This is a genomic window from Enterobacter asburiae (assembly GCF_008080435.1).
GTDB lineage: Bacteria > Pseudomonadota > Gammaproteobacteria > Enterobacterales > Enterobacteriaceae > Enterobacter > Enterobacter asburiae_C.
On record NZ_VRKN01000003.1, the window covers coordinates 562,571 to 576,628 of the forward strand.

The window sequence follows — 14,058 nt, forward strand, 5'->3', positions numbered from 1 at the left end:
GAACGTCCAATCAAAAACCGCTTTAATGTATTACTAACGCTGATGAATGGAGTGGCAAAAATGCCCAAAGTGGGGATGCAGCCGATCCGGCGCAGGCAGCTTATCGACGCCACGCTGGAAGCAATAAATGAAGTGGGAATGCACGACGCGACGATCGCGCAGATCGCCCGCCGGGCGGGCGTTTCCACGGGGATCATCAGTCACTACTTCAAAGACAAAAACGGTCTGCTGGAAGCGACCATGCGCGACATCACCGGCCAGCTGCGCGACGCGGTATTGAGCCGCTTACGCGCCTTACCGAACGCCAGCGCAGAGCAGCGCCTGCAGGCGATTGTCGGCGGCAATTTTGATGAAACCCAGACCAGCGGCGCGGCAATGAAGGCCTGGCTGGCCTTCTGGGCGAGCAGCATGCACCAGCCGATGCTCTACCGCCTGCAGCAGGTGAGCAGCCGCCGTCTGCTGTCGAACCTGGTGTACGAGTTCCGCCGCGAACTGCCGCGCGAACAGGCGCAAGAGGCGGGTTACGGGCTGGCGGCGCTGATTGACGGGCTATGGCTGCGCGCCGCGCTGAGCGGAAAGCCGCTGGATAAAACCCTGGCCCAGTCGCTCACCAGCCATTTTATCAGCCAGCATTTACCGACCGAATAACCGAGGAGAATTTATGTCCCGAATGGCAGAACAGCAGCTTTATATCAATGGTGGTTATACCTCCGCCACCAGCGGTCGCACCTTCGAGACCATCAACCCGGCCAACGGTGAGGTTCTGGCGACCGTACAGGCCGCCGGGCGCGAAGACGTCGACCGCGCCGTGGAAAGCGCACAGCGCGGGCAGAAGATCTGGGCGGCGATGACCGCCATGGAGCGCTCGCGCATTCTGCGTCGCGCCGTCGATATCCTGCGCGAGCGTAACGACGAACTGGCGAAGCTGGAAACCCTCGACACCGGTAAAGCATATTCCGAAACCTCCACCGTCGACATCGTCACCGGTGCGGACGTGCTGGAGTACTACGCGGGGCTGATCCCGGCACTGGAAGGCAGCCAGATCCCGCTGCGCGAGACCTCGTTCGTCTACACCCGCCGCGAACCGCTGGGCGTGGTGGCGGGTATCGGGGCGTGGAACTACCCGATCCAGATCGCCCTGTGGAAATCTGCCCCGGCGCTGGCGGCAGGCAACGCGATGATCTTCAAGCCGAGCGAAGTCACCCCGCTCACCGCCCTGAAGCTTGCGGAAATCTACACCGAAGCGGGCGTTCCGGACGGCGTGTTTAACGTCCTGCCGGGCGTGGGCGCCGAGACCGGCCAGTTCCTGACCGAGCATCCGGGCATCGCCAAAGTCTCCTTCACCGGCGGCGTCGCCAGCGGCAAAAAGGTGATGGCCAACTCGGCGGCCTCGTCCCTGAAAGAGGTGACGATGGAGCTGGGCGGCAAATCTCCGCTGATCGTTTTCGACGACGCGGATCTCGATCTCGCGGCAGACATCGCCATGATGGCCAACTTCTTCAGCTCCGGCCAGGTCTGCACCAACGGCACCCGCGTGTTCGTACCCGCGAAGTTTAAGGTCGCGTTTGAGGAGAAAATCGTTGAGCGCGTGGGCCGCATCCGCGCGGGCGATCTGTTCGATGCAAGCACCAACTTTGGCCCGATGGTCAGCTTCCCGCACCGCGACAGCGTGATGCGCTACATCGCCAAAGGCAAAGAAGAAGGCGCGCGCGTGCTCTGCGGCGGCGACGTGCTGAAGGGCGAAGGCTTCGATAATGGCGCGTGGGTCGCCCCGACCGTGTTCACCGACTGTACCGACGAGATGACCATCGTGCGCGAAGAGATCTTCGGCCCGGTGATGTCCATCCTCACCTATGAAAACGAGGAAGAAGCCATTCGCCGCGCCAACGACACCGACTACGGTCTGGCGGCGGGCATCGTGACTGCCGATCTGAACCGCGCGCACGGCGCCATTCATCAGCTCGAAGCGGGCATCTGCTGGATCAACACCTGGGGTGAATCCGCCGCAGAGATGCCGGTTGGCGGCTACAAACACTCCGGCATTGGCCGCGAGAACGGCGTCATGACGCTACAGAGCTACACCCAGGTGAAGTCCATCCAGGTTGAGATGGGTAAATTCCAGTCCATATTTTAACCGGGAGGTTTATTTGCAATTTGACTACATCATTATCGGGGCCGGATCTGCCGGCAACGTACTGGCAACGCGACTGACTGAAGATCCGAACACTACCGTCCTGCTGCTTGAGGCGGGCGGTCCGGATTACCGCTTTGACTTCCGCACCCAGATGCCTGCCGCGCTGGCGTTCCCCCTGCAGGGCAAGCGCTATAACTGGGCGTATGAAACCGAGCCAGAACCGTATATGAACAACCGCCGCATGGAGTGCGGACGCGGTAAAGGGCTGGGCGGCTCGTCGCTGATCAACGGCATGTGCTACATCCGCGGTAACGCGATGGATCTGGACCACTGGGCCAAAGAGCCGGGTCTGGAGCACTGGAGCTATCTCAACTGCCTGCCTTACTACCGCAAGGCAGAGACGCGCGACGTGGGGCCGAACGACTACCACGGCGGCGACGGTCCGGTGAGCGTCACCACCTCGAAACCGGGCGTGAACCCGCTGTTTGAAGCGATGGTGGAAGCGGGCGTGCAGGCGGGCTATCCGCGCACTGAGGATCTCAACGGCTACCAGCAGGAAGGCTTCGGACCGATGGACCGCACGGTCACGCCGCAGGGCCGACGCGCCAGCACCGCGCGCGGCTATCTGGACCAGGCGAAACAGCGCCCGAACCTGACCATCCGCACCCACGCCATGACCGATCGCATTATTTTTGACGGCAAGCGCGCGGTGGGCGTCGAGTGGCTGGAAGGCGAAAGCACCATTCCGTCCAGAGCGACGGCGAAGAAAGAAGTGCTGCTGAGCGCCGGGGCCATTGCCTCCCCGCAGATCCTCCAGCGCTCCGGCGTGGGCAGCGCGGAGCTGCTGAAGCAGTTCGATATCCCGCTGGTGCACGACCTGCCCGGCGTGGGCGAAAATCTGCAGGATCACCTGGAGATGTATCTTCAGTACGAGTGCAAAGAGCCGGTCTCTCTCTACCCTGCTCTGCAGTGGTGGAACCAGCCGAAGATTGGCGCCGAGTGGCTGTTTGGCGGCACCGGCGTGGGCGCGAGCAACCACTTCGAAGCGGGCGGGTTTATCCGCAGCCGCGAAGCGTTCGAATGGCCGAACATTCAGTACCACTTCCTGCCGGTGGCGATTAACTACAACGGTTCGAACGCGGTAAAAGAGCACGGCTTCCAGTGCCACGTCGGATCCATGCGATCCCCGAGCCGTGGCCACGTGCACATTAAGTCGCGCGATCCGCACCAGCATCCGGCAATCCTGTTTAACTACATGTCCCACGAGCAGGACTGGCAGGAGTTCCGCGACGCGATCCGCATCACCCGCGAGATCATGCACCAGCCCGCTCTGGACAAGTACCGCGGTCGCGAAATCAGCCCGGGCATTGACTGCCAGACCGACGAACAGCTGGACGAGTTCGTGCGTAACCACGCCGAAACCGCCTTCCACCCGTGCGGCACCTGCAAGATGGGCTATGACGAGATGGCGGTGGTTGACGGCGAGGGTCGCGTTCACGGACTGGAAGGGCTGCGCGTGGTGGATGCGTCGATCATGCCGCAGATTATTACCGGCAACCTGAACGCGACCACTATTATGATTGGCGAAAAAATTGCCGACGCGATCCGCGGGCGCGAGCCGCTGGCGAAGAGCACGGCGGCGTATTATGTGGCGGATGGGGCTCCGGTTCGCCGCTGAGTACGTTTTTCCCCTCACCCCAGCCCTCTCCCCAAAGGGGAGAGGGGACGATTACACCCTCTCCCCTTTGGGGAGAGGGTTAGGGTGAGGGGTAAGCCTTTTACTGCCGAAACGCCTCTAACCGCTTAATCTGCCGCCCTTCCCCGTCAAAATTCTCCGCCGCCAGCCAGGCGCGCAGTTCGGCATCGCGCTGCGGCCATTCGCCGTCAATAATAGAAAGCATATCGCTGTCGCGGTTGCGCCCTTTGCGCACCAGCTTCTGGCGCAGGCGTCCTTCCCAGATAAATCCCAGCCGCTCCGCCGCGTTGCGTGACGCAATGTTCATGGAATCGCACTTCCACTCGAGGCGCCGGTAGCCGTGCTCAAACGCATTTTTCAGCAGCAGCCACACCGTTTCGGTGCCAATCCGGGTCCCTTTCATCTTGCGCGACCAGGTCACGTGCCCGATCTCCACCGATCCCAGCAGACGCTCGTTAGCCATATAGCTCACCAGCCCTACCGCACGTTCGGTGCGTAAATCAATCACGGCATACGGCACCAGCTCATCGTCCATCACCTTCGCCATGATCCAGTGCGCAGTGGCTTCCACGCTCGTTGGCTGCGTGCTGGCAAGCCACGTCCAGTCGCTGTCGTCGCCCAGCGCATAGGCTTCAAACAGATCCGCCGAATGGCGTTCGGCATCCAGCGGCTCCAGACGGCAATACTGGCCGAACAGCGGCGTGCGGGTTAACACGCGCCCGCCCGCCCAGCCCGGCACGATATCGTTGACGGTTTGACCATGTTGATTGATTTCGGGCATGGTGGTGACTCCCTGAAAGGTAAGGAGTTTGTTATAGCAGGTTAAAAAGCGGGCGAGAAGAGAAAGATAAGCAGGGAGATGCCGGGTAAGCCGTAGCCGCCACCCGGCAAAAAAATCACTTCAGCAGCTTCACCGTGGCATCAATGTCGATCTCATCTTCGGTGAAGATCAGCGTCGTGTTCTGGAAGGTGGTGATCGCCAGCTTCTTCACCGTGCGCATTTCGCCCGGTTTTTTCTCTGATTTCGGCTTGATGCTGTTCATCAGCAGCCCCACAGACAGCACCGCGTTCTCTTTGTCGATTTTGGTATCAACCGGTTCTTCTTCGTTAAACACCACGAAGGATTTGATGGAGGTGAGCTTCACGCGCTCGCCAGCAATAAAAAGATGTTTGCTTTCCGGGATCACCTTCACCGCATAAGCGGAAAGGCCTTTGTTGTTGGTGGTTGGCTCAAAGGTCACCGCGGCATCTTTCTTAATCAGCTCGGGGTTCGCGACCTTAATCACATGAAAATAGCGGTTGTCGCCGTTTTCATCTTTGATAAATCCAAAGCCTTTATCTTTAAACCACGTTGTGATTGTACCGTTCATCGCTGTTACCGCCTGTCAGATCGTAATGACTAAAGTTTTGCAGCGCGCAGTGTAATCCACAATGACTGAGGAGACAAAAAAAAGCCCCTGCACGGGTGCAGGGGAAAACTCATGTCAGAGCTTATTAGAATTTAATTGAACACCATCCCACCATCAATTAAGAGCGACTGGCCGGTCATGTAGTCGGAATCCGGTCCTGCCAGGTATGAGACACAAGCGGCCACATCTTCCGGTTCGGACAGGCGGCCAAGCGTAATGCGTTTGGCAAAGGTTTCCGTCCCGTAGCCGAGCGGTTTACCTGCCGCCTCGGAGACCTGACGATCTATTTCCGCCCACATTGGCGTTTTGACGATGCCCGGGCAGTAGGCGTTAACGGTGATCCCCAGCGGCGCGAGATCCCGTGCAGCTGTCTGGGTTAAGCCGCGAACCGCGAACTTGCTGGAACTGTAGACGGCCAGTTCCGGGTTGCCGGTGTGGCCCGCCTGGGAGCAGGCGTTGATGATCTTGCCGCCGTGCCCTTCTTTGCGGAAGGCGTCAATCGCGGCCTGGATCCCCCAGATCACCCCTTTCACGTTGATGTTGTAAACCTTGTCGACAATGTCCGGCGTGATGGATTCGATTGGGGTAGACGGCGCAATCCCGGCATTATTCACAATCACGTGGAAACCGCCCAGCGCGGTGCGCGCTTTCTCCACCGCCGCAAACACCTGTTCACGGTCAGAGACATCGACTTTCACGGCAATGGCGTTACCGCCGTTACGGATGATTTCATCGGCGACGGCTCTTGCCGTCTCAACGTTATAGTCGGCGATGGCCACGGCAAAGCCATCTTTCACCAGGCGAAGCGCAATCGCTTTACCAATCCCCTGTCCTGAGCCTGTTACGAGAGCAACTTTTTGCATTTCTCTGTCCTTATATTGAGTCACAAAATCTGGCTGAGATGGAGCTGGCCCATCAGCAGCGGGTTATCGCTGTAGTCGACGGGAATGGCCACCACGGCAGGGCCATCCACATCCATCGCCGCACGCAGCGTCGGCTCCAGCGCCTCGGCGCTCTCCACGGCAAAGCCTTTCGCACCGAAGGCGTCGGCATAGACTTTGAAATCGACCGGGCCGAACTCCACGCCGGAAAGACGTTGGTATTTTTTCTCTTCCTGAATCGCCACCATGTTGTAGCCGTTATCCACCCAGATGATATGCAGCACGTTGGCGTTGAGGCGCACCGCGGTTTCCAGCTCCATGCTGGATTGCAGGAAGCCGCCGTCACCGGAGACAGAAACCACCTTGCGACCCGGGTTCACCAGCCACGCACCAATCGCCCACGGCAGGGCGACGCCCATGGTCTGTTGACCGTTAGAGATCATCACCTGACGCGCCCGGAAGCTGTAGAGATAGCGAGCGATCCAGATGTGGAAGCTGCCCATATCGACGGTAAGCGTCACGTCGTTATTCACGATGTCCTGCATGGCGCGCACGATGCGCAGCGGGTGCAGGGCAAACTGGTTGAGCGAGGCGCCGCGGCGATCGAGCAGATCCCGCTGATGCTGGCGATCGACCAGAATTTCGGAGGCCCGCTGGCTCAGCTCCAGCTTATGATCGATCCGGTTAGCGAGCAGGCTCAGCGTTTCGGCGATATCCCCCACCAGCTCCAGATCCGGCACGTAGTTACGTTCTTCATAGGCGGGCAGCACATCAATGTGCACCAGCGTCGCGTCGCCGCTGTTCCACATGGACGGCTCGTACTCCACCGGGCTGTAGCCGATGCAGATAATCAGGTCCGCCAGATGCAACAGCCGGTCGCCCGCCTGGTTATTGAACAGACCGACGCGTCCGGCGAAACGGGTGAAGTGCTCCTGATTCACCGCCCCGGCGGCCTGATAGGTGCTGGTAACCGGAATGCGGCTTTTCTCCAGCAGCTTGCGCAGCGCGGCACTGTTCGCGGGCTGGCTGGCCATCAGGCCGAGTAAGATGACCGGGTTTTTGGCGTTTTCGATAAGCTTCGCCACGTCGTTAATCGCTGACTCCGGTGCCGGGCCCATCAGCGCCGGACCGCTGGCAGGTAAAATCGCGCCCGTCGCGGGCTGGTCGACAATATCCTGCGGCAGGCTGACGAACGCGCCCCCCGGCCTGCCGTGCTCGGCGGCGCGAAACGCGTTCGATACCACCTCGGCAATCGCATCCGGCGAACTGACCTCCACGGCGTATTTGGTGACAGGGCTAAACATGGCGACGGTGTCCATGCTCTGGTGCACCATCTTCGCTTTATCCGCCCGCTTCACCGCCCCGCCCAGCGCCACCACCGGGTCGCCTTCGCTGTTGGCGGTGGCGATGCCGGTGATCAGGTTGGAACAGCCCGGCCCGGAGGTGACCAGCGCCACCCCGGCCTTGCCGGTCAGCCGCCCTACCGCCGCCGCCATAAACGCCGCGTTGGCCTCGTGACGCACCGGGATGATCTCGATGGAGGAGTCCAGCAGGGAGTCGAAAACCTTGTCGATTTTTGCGCCCGGTATGCCAAACACCTGCTTCACGCCCTGCGCTTCCAGCTGGCCGACAACCATATCGGCGCCGTGCGCCCACTGACGTGACTGTTTCTCACTGTTCACGGTAGTTCTCCTGTTAGTTTTCGACGGAACGGATCGCTGCATCAAGATTGCTGGGGTGAAGGTTTGCCTGTAAAAACGCGCTGTCGGCGGGCAGGTCAATCATCAGCTTATGAATTTCACCGAAGGTGAGCACGCCGCTCTCCAGCTGGTAGTCGAGCAGATGGCCCCCACCCTGACGGTCGTCGGTGATGAAATGCTCGTGATATCCGGCCACGTTAATGCCCTGCATATGCTGCGGCGTGCGGAACCCAACCAGCACCCCTTCGCGCTGGTTAAAGCGGAACACCGGCTGGTCGTCCAGCACATCGGTCATCGCGCGATACGGCGGCTTCTGGCGCGGTACGGTGCGGGTGTGGGCGTGGCGAAAGTTGCCGTCGATGCGCAGCGCGCAGAACAGGTTATCGGAGGGGATCTGCTGGTCGATCGCGTCGTGGATCTGCTGACGGCTGACCGGCGCATTGAAGGTGATACGATACTGCGGCTGGAACCAGGTCATCACCGCGAACGGCGTTTTCTGCTCTGGCTTCGCGGCCCGGGCGCTGCCGTCGGCACGCAACTGGTACACCTGGCTGCTGAAGGCAATCATTTCACCGTCCAGCTCGTTGAAGGTGCCCAACCCAAAATCACCGTGTGCCAGCAGATCGGCGATGGTGGTCTCACCTTCGTACACGCCGCTTAGCAGGGCGCTCATTAGCGATGTCTGATAGATCACGCTGTCAGGATGCTGAGCGGAGAACCCGCGCAGGGTCTCGCACAAACTGGCCTCACAGTCGCAGGCAGATGAATGCATCATCACGCTCGTCCTCTTCAACTTTATTTAGAAAGGTTAAATAAATGTTGACCCGATTCAGCAGAGAGTTCCAATATAGAAACCATGCTGGTTTGAGACGTTTTAGATATGGAACTTCGTTATCTGCGGTATTTTGTCGCGGTTGCTCGCGAGCGACACTTCACCAGGGCGGCCGAAGCGCTGGGTATTTCACAGCCTCCTCTGAGTCAGCAGATCAAACGGCTCGAAGAGGAAGTGGGCACGCCGTTGTTCAGACGCCTGACGCGGGGCGTGGAGCTAACCGAAGCGGGAGAAGCCTTCTATGAGGATGCCTGCAAGATTCTGGCGCTGAGCGATGCCGCGCTGGAAAAAGCCCGTGGCATCGCACGCGGGCTGAACGGCAATCTGTCGATTGGCATCACCAGCTCCGACGCTTTTCATCCCAAAATTTTCGCGCTGATTCGCCAGTTTCAGGTGCAGAACATGGCGGTGCAGGTTCACCAGGTGGAAGCCAATATGTCTTCGCTGACGACGATGCTGGCGGAGGGTGAACTGGATATCGCTTTCGTGCGCCTGCCGTGTGAGAGTAGCAAAGCATTCGAGTTAAAAGTCCTCGACCGGGAGCCGATGGTGGTGGCGTTACATCGCGATCATCCGCTGGCGACGTGCGATACGCTGGCGTTAGAGCAGCTTCGGGATACGCCAGTGGTGTTGTTCCCGCAGGAGGTCGCGCCTGGGCTGTACGAACGGGTTCACGGCTGCTGCGAGCGGGCCGGGATTGACGTGCAGCACGCGCTGCAGTCGTCGCAGCTTTCCTCCTCCCTCAGCATGGTTTCCGCTGGCGGCGGGTTCGCGCTGGTGCCGAAATCGATGGCGGCCATTTCTCCCCCGAATGTGACCTATCATGCGCTGAGCTCACCGGAGCTCTATACCGATATCGCGCTGTGCTGGCGGCGGTTTGAACGCTCGCGAACGGTTAAGCGGTTTTTGATGATGATGAGCGAGGGGTGACGGCAGTATAGGTTTTTTGGTTTTTTATAGGCCGGGTAAGGCGTAGCCGCCACCCGGCAACATAGTCTCCGTCGTTAAATCCAGACATCGTTCTCTGCGGTGCGCTCCCCGCCTTCGTGTCCGGTATTCAGGACCCCACAAGGTTCTATCATCATCATTTTTACCGTCGTTTCAGCCGACGTTTTATGTTCAACGCCTTTCGGCACAACGTACATTTCCCCCGGATTGACGAGCACATGTCCGTCACGAAAATCAATACGTAACACGCCCTCGACCACGATGAATGCTTCATCGGTTTCAGGGTGCGCGTGCCATATAAAATCACCCGATATTTTGACGATTTTAAACTGATAGTCGTTCATCTGGGCGATGACTTTCGGCTGCCAGTGCGCGTCGAAGAGGGAAAATTTATTTTCCAGATTAACAGGTTGATACATAGTGACACTCCCTATGGTTGAGAAGTGTTCAGGATAGAATAAGATCGGAGTGCCGGTCTTGAACGATCGTGCAAATCAGGCAGGATGACCTTTGATGAATTTTTGCCAGCGCCCCGGCGACATCCCCAACGTTTTGATGAACTGACGAGTCATGTGACTTTGATCTGAAAACCCCGCCGCAGCGGCAGCCTCAGCAAGCGACAGGCCCGCCTGAATCAGGCGTCGACAGTATTCAAGACGACGCATGGTCACATAGCGATAAGGACTCGTTCCATAAAGCGCACGAAAATCCCGACTCAGGCTCCAGCGATCTCTACCACTGACGGCGGATAAGGTATCCAGCGTAATGTTCTGAATGAATTCAGTGTGTATATATTCACGCGCGCGTTCTGCGGATTGATAATCCACCCGATTCCGGTGAAAACGTTGCCCTCCCACGACGGCCAGCGTGTGGGCGAGATCGTAGAGCGCATCATCTTCTTCCAGCGTATCAAAAGATTCTTCTGGCGCTTTTAACAGCGGCTCAGTCGCTGCAAAAAGCCGGGGATCGGATGAAATCCCGCCGGGAATAAACGGCAAAGGCTTTCCACCCAGGATTTTTTGAATTAACGCCGGATCGATATACAGCATCCGATACTGAAATCCTTCTGTTGTCCCCGCTTCTCCGTCATGCACTTCGTCCGGGTGCAGGACCATCGTTCCGCCCGGCTGACTGTGTTGCTTACTGCCCCGATAGTGAAAACTCTGCACCCCGGATAAGGTCCGGCCTATGGCGTAAGTGTCGTGACGATGCGGCTCATAGCCATGCCCGCTGAAATACGCCTCTATGCGCTCTATTTTCCCGGGTTGTTGCGCCAGTCTGACCCAGTCTTTGTTGGCTTTTGCATTCGACATATATGACACCTGATGCCCTTTGAGGGTGAAGCAACACCATAAACGCATAGGGTGCAGTTTGGAAAGTCGTTGTTGGCAACGCGGCAAGAGCTTGCACGCTAGCGCGGGGGGCGAGCCCGGGATACCGCCGAAGGTAAGGAGGAATAAACGGGACCACTCCGCCCTAACATTCGCCAGACCATGAATGCGCAAAGCACAGTGATGACGGCGAGGAGACGAAATAGCCAGACGTAGGCTGAGTCATAACTTTCCCTGAGTAACTGATGAGAAAGCCCCGGCAAGAGAGCGGCGGCCCGTTCAATATTTCCACTTCCCAGCCATGAAACGGCACTATCAATACTCTCTGACGCATAACCGGAGAGGTTTTTTCTGAGATTGAGCGCGTTCATTTCCACTAAAAATGCTGACACCATAGCAAGCGCAATCCCCTCCCCCGCAACGCGAACAGTATTAAACAGGCCTGCTGCCATACCGGATTTTTCGACAGGCACGGAGGAAATGGCCAGGCCATCCATCAGCCCCCATGGAAGCGCGGCGCCCGCGCCGGTTAAAACCAATGAAAACACTAAAAGGCTGCTACTGGTGCTCTGTAAAACCGGCCCGAGGATGAGCAACCCGGCTGCGGATAACATCAGTCCGGCGGCTGAAATAGCTCCCGGATTAAACCACCGGGTCAGTAAGGCGGCGAGCGAGGGAACGATCAGCATCGGTGTCGTCAGCGCCATGAGATAAAACGCGCTCTGTGTCTCATTCAGGCCGTCACCTCCCATAAAATGTAGCGGGAGGATAATCAGCAGCACAACGTAGCAATAGCAGGTTGCTACCGGCAGTAACAGGACACCGGCAAAGCGCGGCGCGCGTACAAGAGATAAGTCGAATACAGGATTTTCGACGTTCAGGCAGCGCGCCATAAACGCGATAAAAAGCAGTAAAGCGGTAGTAAACAGAGCAAGGCTGGGAAAGGATAAGAATCCCCAGACAGGCACCAGCATTACCCCCGCAGTAAACAGAACCAGCGCAGCTGTAAACAGCGCTAAGCCTGCGTAATCCACCAATCGGTGCACGCTTTTTTCCAACACGGGAATAAACAACGTGCCCGCCAGCATGACCGTTCCTGAGATCAGCGCCATCAAGGCATACACCCACCGCCAGCCCAGAACATCAGTGATAGCCCCAATCACCAGAGGGCCGAAGGCTAATCCTGCGCCAAACATCGTCCCCAGGATGCTGAATGCCCGTGTTCGGGCAACGCCCTCATACAGCTGAGCCAGTACAGCACTCCCGCCCGCTAAAGTCATCGCTGCAGCGATACCCTGTAGTGCCCTGAGCACGCCGATTAAAAAGATATTATTGGCTAAAAATATGAGCGAACTGCTAAGGCCAAAGATAAATAACCCGAGGATGAACACACGTTTTCTGCCTGCTGCATCTGCCATTACGCCTGCTGACAGTAGAAAGCTACCGAAAGTCAGCATGAATCCATTCGTCAGCCATGAGAGTGCCGCAGCGGAACCGCCCAGTGCATGGTTGATTGCTGGGGTGGTCACCACGCCACCGGTAAAACTGACCGGCAGCAGTATGGCCGCCACGAAAATTGAGGCGGCGGCCGGGCTTCCGGCAAGCCGGAGAAATGAAGTTATGAAAGAGCGCATCTGATTATCCTGGTTCGCGTGAAATACGTGAGCCATGTTATTGCGGACAATTAATAAGATAAATAGACTGAAAATACCGACTGAATAGAGATAAAGTTCATAATCAATGGATAGTTTGACGTCACTCACCTCGTTTGTCAGGACCGCGGAAACGCTGAGCTTTGTTCAGGCAGCAAGATTGCTTGGCATTTCAGCATCAGCCGTTGGCAAAAATGTTGCCAGGCTTGAACAAAAACTGGGCGTAAGGCTTTTCAATCGCAGCACCCGGAGCGTAAGCCTGACGGCAGAGGGGGCGGTATTACTGGTTCGCTGCCAGCAGATCCTTGAGCAGTTGCAGGACGCAGAGGCCGAGCTGACCCGTCATATTGCCCAGCCCTCAGGTAAACTCAGGGTTTCTCTTCCGGTAACAGGCTATCGATTACTGCTTCCTCTTCTACCTTCCTTCACTCGCCAATACCCAGCTATAGAGCTGGAGCTGGACTTCAGTGACCGGCTGGTAAACATCATTGAGGAAGGGTTCGATGTGGCGATACGCAGCGGGGAAATTGCGGACTCCAGGCTCACATCGAAGAAGCTCGGTAGCTTCCGTTTCGTTCTCTGCGCCAGCCCCGCTTATCTGCTGGAGTATGGTTCACCGGCGTCCCAGCAGGATTTAAACAACCATAAGTGCATTCTCTACCGCTTTCCCTCAACCGGGTTACTACAGTCCTGGGAGATGCAGGATGCGGATGGGGTAAGCAACTTCACACCGGTTTCTGTCTTAACCGCCAACAATATTGAAGCCGTCATCCGCATGAGCACAGCGGGCATGGGCATCAGCTATGTCCCGGATTTTGTCGTCCGTGAAGCACTGGAACAGGGAGATCTGAGAGAAGTTTTACCGGGTTCATGTAAACGGCAAGGGCAGTTTTCTGCGCTATGGGCAACCAGACGCCACCTTTCTCCGAGAATTCGCTGCTTTATTGATTTCATGTCTGAGACGGGGATCTTAAAACCGTAAAGGTCTTATTGATGCACGCTTCGGTACTACGTTTTCCTGGTAATTGTCTGCCGCAAACCATCTGTTACTCTGGCTAGACTCAAGGGATGACAAGGAAGAACAATGCTGAACCCCGGATTCGTTACCCGCAAAGCGCTTGCTCAGTGGCAGGATGTTCCCGCTTTTCTCCCCCAGTTCCAGTTTCATGAAAAACACCTAACGGTCATTCATACTGCGCATCCTGAAAATATTTTGCCGTTGATTGCAAACTTTGACGTCCGGCAGGATGCCGTGATTCGTCGGCTGATGTCTTTGCGGCAATTACCGCAAAAATTACTACGCAATCAGCAGGCTGGCTCAATCAGCAACTTTGGCCTGCACAGTTTTACGCTTTTGAAAAGCTCAGCATCTGAGCTCTGCTACGGCTTAAGAGGGCATATTAGACGTCAACTACCTTGGCCGATACGCGTCAACTACTCTGGCCGCCTTTGAGTTATTTCTTAGCTGACTGCTG

At 57.5% G+C, this 14,058-nt stretch carries 13 protein-coding genes and 1 pseudogene; 6 read left to right on the forward strand and 8 right to left on the reverse strand.

Annotated features, from left to right (window positions below):
* The first annotated feature begins 60 nt into the window (after positions 1-60).
* From betI to betA, 3 genes are read left to right on the forward strand one after another with little or no spacing between them, the layout of a single operon-like run.
* Positions 61-648 (forward strand): transcriptional regulator BetI, encoded by a 588-nt coding sequence (gene betI / locus FU672_RS08565; protein WP_148242932.1) that lies wholly within the window; start codon positions 61-63, stop codon positions 646-648.
* Positions 649-661: 13 nt separating this feature from the next.
* The gene (gene betB, locus FU672_RS08570; RefSeq protein ID WP_148242904.1) at positions 662-2,134 is read left to right on the forward strand and encodes a betaine-aldehyde dehydrogenase; all 1,473 of its coding nucleotides are present in this window, start codon (positions 662-664) and stop codon (positions 2,132-2,134) included.
* 13 nt (positions 2,135-2,147) lie between these two features.
* Positions 2,148-3,812, forward strand: a complete 1,665-nt coding sequence (gene betA / locus FU672_RS08575) for a choline dehydrogenase (RefSeq protein WP_148242905.1) — start codon at positions 2,148-2,150, stop codon at positions 3,810-3,812.
* Positions 3,813-3,912: 100 nt separating this feature from the next.
* Here the strand turns inward: betA and FU672_RS08580 are convergent, their stop codons facing one another.
* The 5 genes from FU672_RS08580 to budA all read right to left on the reverse strand — a co-directional run bounded on the left by FU672_RS08580 (position 3,913) and on the right by budA (position 8,595).
* Positions 3,913-4,611 carry a GNAT family N-acetyltransferase gene (locus FU672_RS08580; RefSeq protein ID WP_148242906.1) on the reverse strand — a complete coding sequence of 233 codons (699 nt, stop codon included), beginning with the start codon at positions 4,609-4,611 and terminating at the stop codon, positions 3,913-3,915.
* A gap of 115 nt (positions 4,612-4,726) precedes the next feature.
* Complete coding sequence (locus FU672_RS08585; RefSeq protein WP_148242907.1) at positions 4,727-5,200, reverse strand: cold-shock protein; 474 nt, start codon at positions 5,198-5,200, stop codon at positions 4,727-4,729.
* A gap of 131 nt (positions 5,201-5,331) precedes the next feature.
* Positions 5,332-6,102, reverse strand: a complete 771-nt coding sequence (locus tag FU672_RS08590; RefSeq protein WP_148242908.1) for a (S)-acetoin forming diacetyl reductase — start codon at positions 6,100-6,102, stop codon at positions 5,332-5,334.
* A gap of 20 nt (positions 6,103-6,122) precedes the next feature.
* Entirely contained in the window at positions 6,123-7,802 is a 1,680-nt protein-coding gene (gene alsS, locus FU672_RS08595) for an acetolactate synthase AlsS (RefSeq protein ID WP_148242909.1), read from the reverse strand.
* A gap of 13 nt (positions 7,803-7,815) precedes the next feature.
* A complete protein-coding gene (gene budA / locus FU672_RS08600; protein WP_148242910.1) occupies positions 7,816-8,595 on the reverse strand; it encodes an acetolactate decarboxylase in 780 nt (259 codons plus the stop codon).
* 105 nt (positions 8,596-8,700) lie between these two features.
* Between budA and FU672_RS08605 the strand changes: the two genes are divergently transcribed.
* On the forward strand, positions 8,701-9,582 hold the full coding sequence (locus FU672_RS08605; protein ID WP_148242911.1) for a LysR family transcriptional regulator: 882 nt from the start codon (positions 8,701-8,703) through the stop codon (positions 9,580-9,582).
* Between the two features lie 74 nt (positions 9,583-9,656).
* On the opposite strand, the gene FU672_RS08610 is transcribed toward FU672_RS08605, so the two are convergent.
* From FU672_RS08610 to FU672_RS08620, 3 genes are all read right to left on the reverse strand, one after another.
* Positions 9,657-10,019: a cupin domain-containing protein gene (locus FU672_RS08610; RefSeq protein ID WP_148242912.1), complete on the reverse strand. Its 363-nt coding sequence runs from the start codon at positions 10,017-10,019 to the stop codon at positions 9,657-9,659.
* 75 nt (positions 10,020-10,094) lie between these two features.
* Positions 10,095-10,913, reverse strand: a complete 819-nt coding sequence (locus tag FU672_RS08615; protein WP_187360791.1) for an AraC family transcriptional regulator — start codon at positions 10,911-10,913, stop codon at positions 10,095-10,097.
* A 98-nt stretch (positions 10,914-11,011) separates the two neighbouring features.
* On the reverse strand, positions 11,012-12,565 hold the full coding sequence (locus tag FU672_RS08620; RefSeq protein WP_148242933.1) for an MFS transporter: 1,554 nt from the start codon (positions 12,563-12,565) through the stop codon (positions 11,012-11,014).
* A 106-nt stretch (positions 12,566-12,671) separates the two neighbouring features.
* On the opposite strand from FU672_RS08620, the gene FU672_RS08625 reads away from it, so the two are divergent.
* Both FU672_RS08625 and FU672_RS08630 read left to right on the forward strand, forming a co-directional pair.
* Positions 12,672-13,565, forward strand: coding sequence for a LysR family transcriptional regulator (locus tag FU672_RS08625; RefSeq protein WP_148242914.1), 894 nt, complete (start codon positions 12,672-12,674; stop codon positions 13,563-13,565).
* A 102-nt stretch (positions 13,566-13,667) separates the two neighbouring features.
* Positions 13,668-13,991 (forward strand): annotated as a pseudogene (locus tag FU672_RS08630) (hypothetical protein); the annotation flags it as partial.
* Positions 13,992-14,058: the final 67 nt, after the last annotated feature.

Bases quoted from the DNA above. Each gene is read 5' to 3' on its own strand.
- betI (WP_148242932.1), top strand. From the start codon at position 61: ATGCCCAAAGTGGGGATGCAGCCGATCCGGCGCAGGCAGCTTATCGAC.
- betB (WP_148242904.1), top strand. From the start codon at position 662: ATGTCCCGAATGGCAGAACAGCAGCTTTATATCAATGGTGGTTATACC.
- FU672_RS08580 (WP_148242906.1), bottom strand. From the start codon at position 4,611: ATGCCCGAAATCAATCAACATGGTCAAACCGTCAACGATATCGTGCCG.
- FU672_RS08585 (WP_148242907.1), bottom strand. From the start codon at position 5,200: ATGAACGGTACAATCACAACGTGGTTTAAAGATAAAGGCTTTGGATTT.
- FU672_RS08590 (WP_148242908.1), bottom strand. From the start codon at position 6,102: ATGCAAAAAGTTGCTCTCGTAACAGGCTCAGGACAGGGGATTGGTAAA.
- budA (WP_148242910.1), bottom strand. From the start codon at position 8,595: ATGATGCATTCATCTGCCTGCGACTGTGAGGCCAGTTTGTGCGAGACC.
- FU672_RS08605 (WP_148242911.1), top strand. From the start codon at position 8,701: ATGGAACTTCGTTATCTGCGGTATTTTGTCGCGGTTGCTCGCGAGCGA.
- FU672_RS08610 (WP_148242912.1), bottom strand. From the start codon at position 10,019: ATGTATCAACCTGTTAATCTGGAAAATAAATTTTCCCTCTTCGACGCG.
- FU672_RS08615 (WP_187360791.1), bottom strand. From the start codon at position 10,913: ATGTCGAATGCAAAAGCCAACAAAGACTGGGTCAGACTGGCGCAACAA.
- FU672_RS08620 (WP_148242933.1), bottom strand. From the start codon at position 12,565: ATGCGCTCTTTCATAACTTCATTTCTCCGGCTTGCCGGAAGCCCGGCC.
- FU672_RS08625 (WP_148242914.1), top strand. From the start codon at position 12,672: ATGGATAGTTTGACGTCACTCACCTCGTTTGTCAGGACCGCGGAAACG.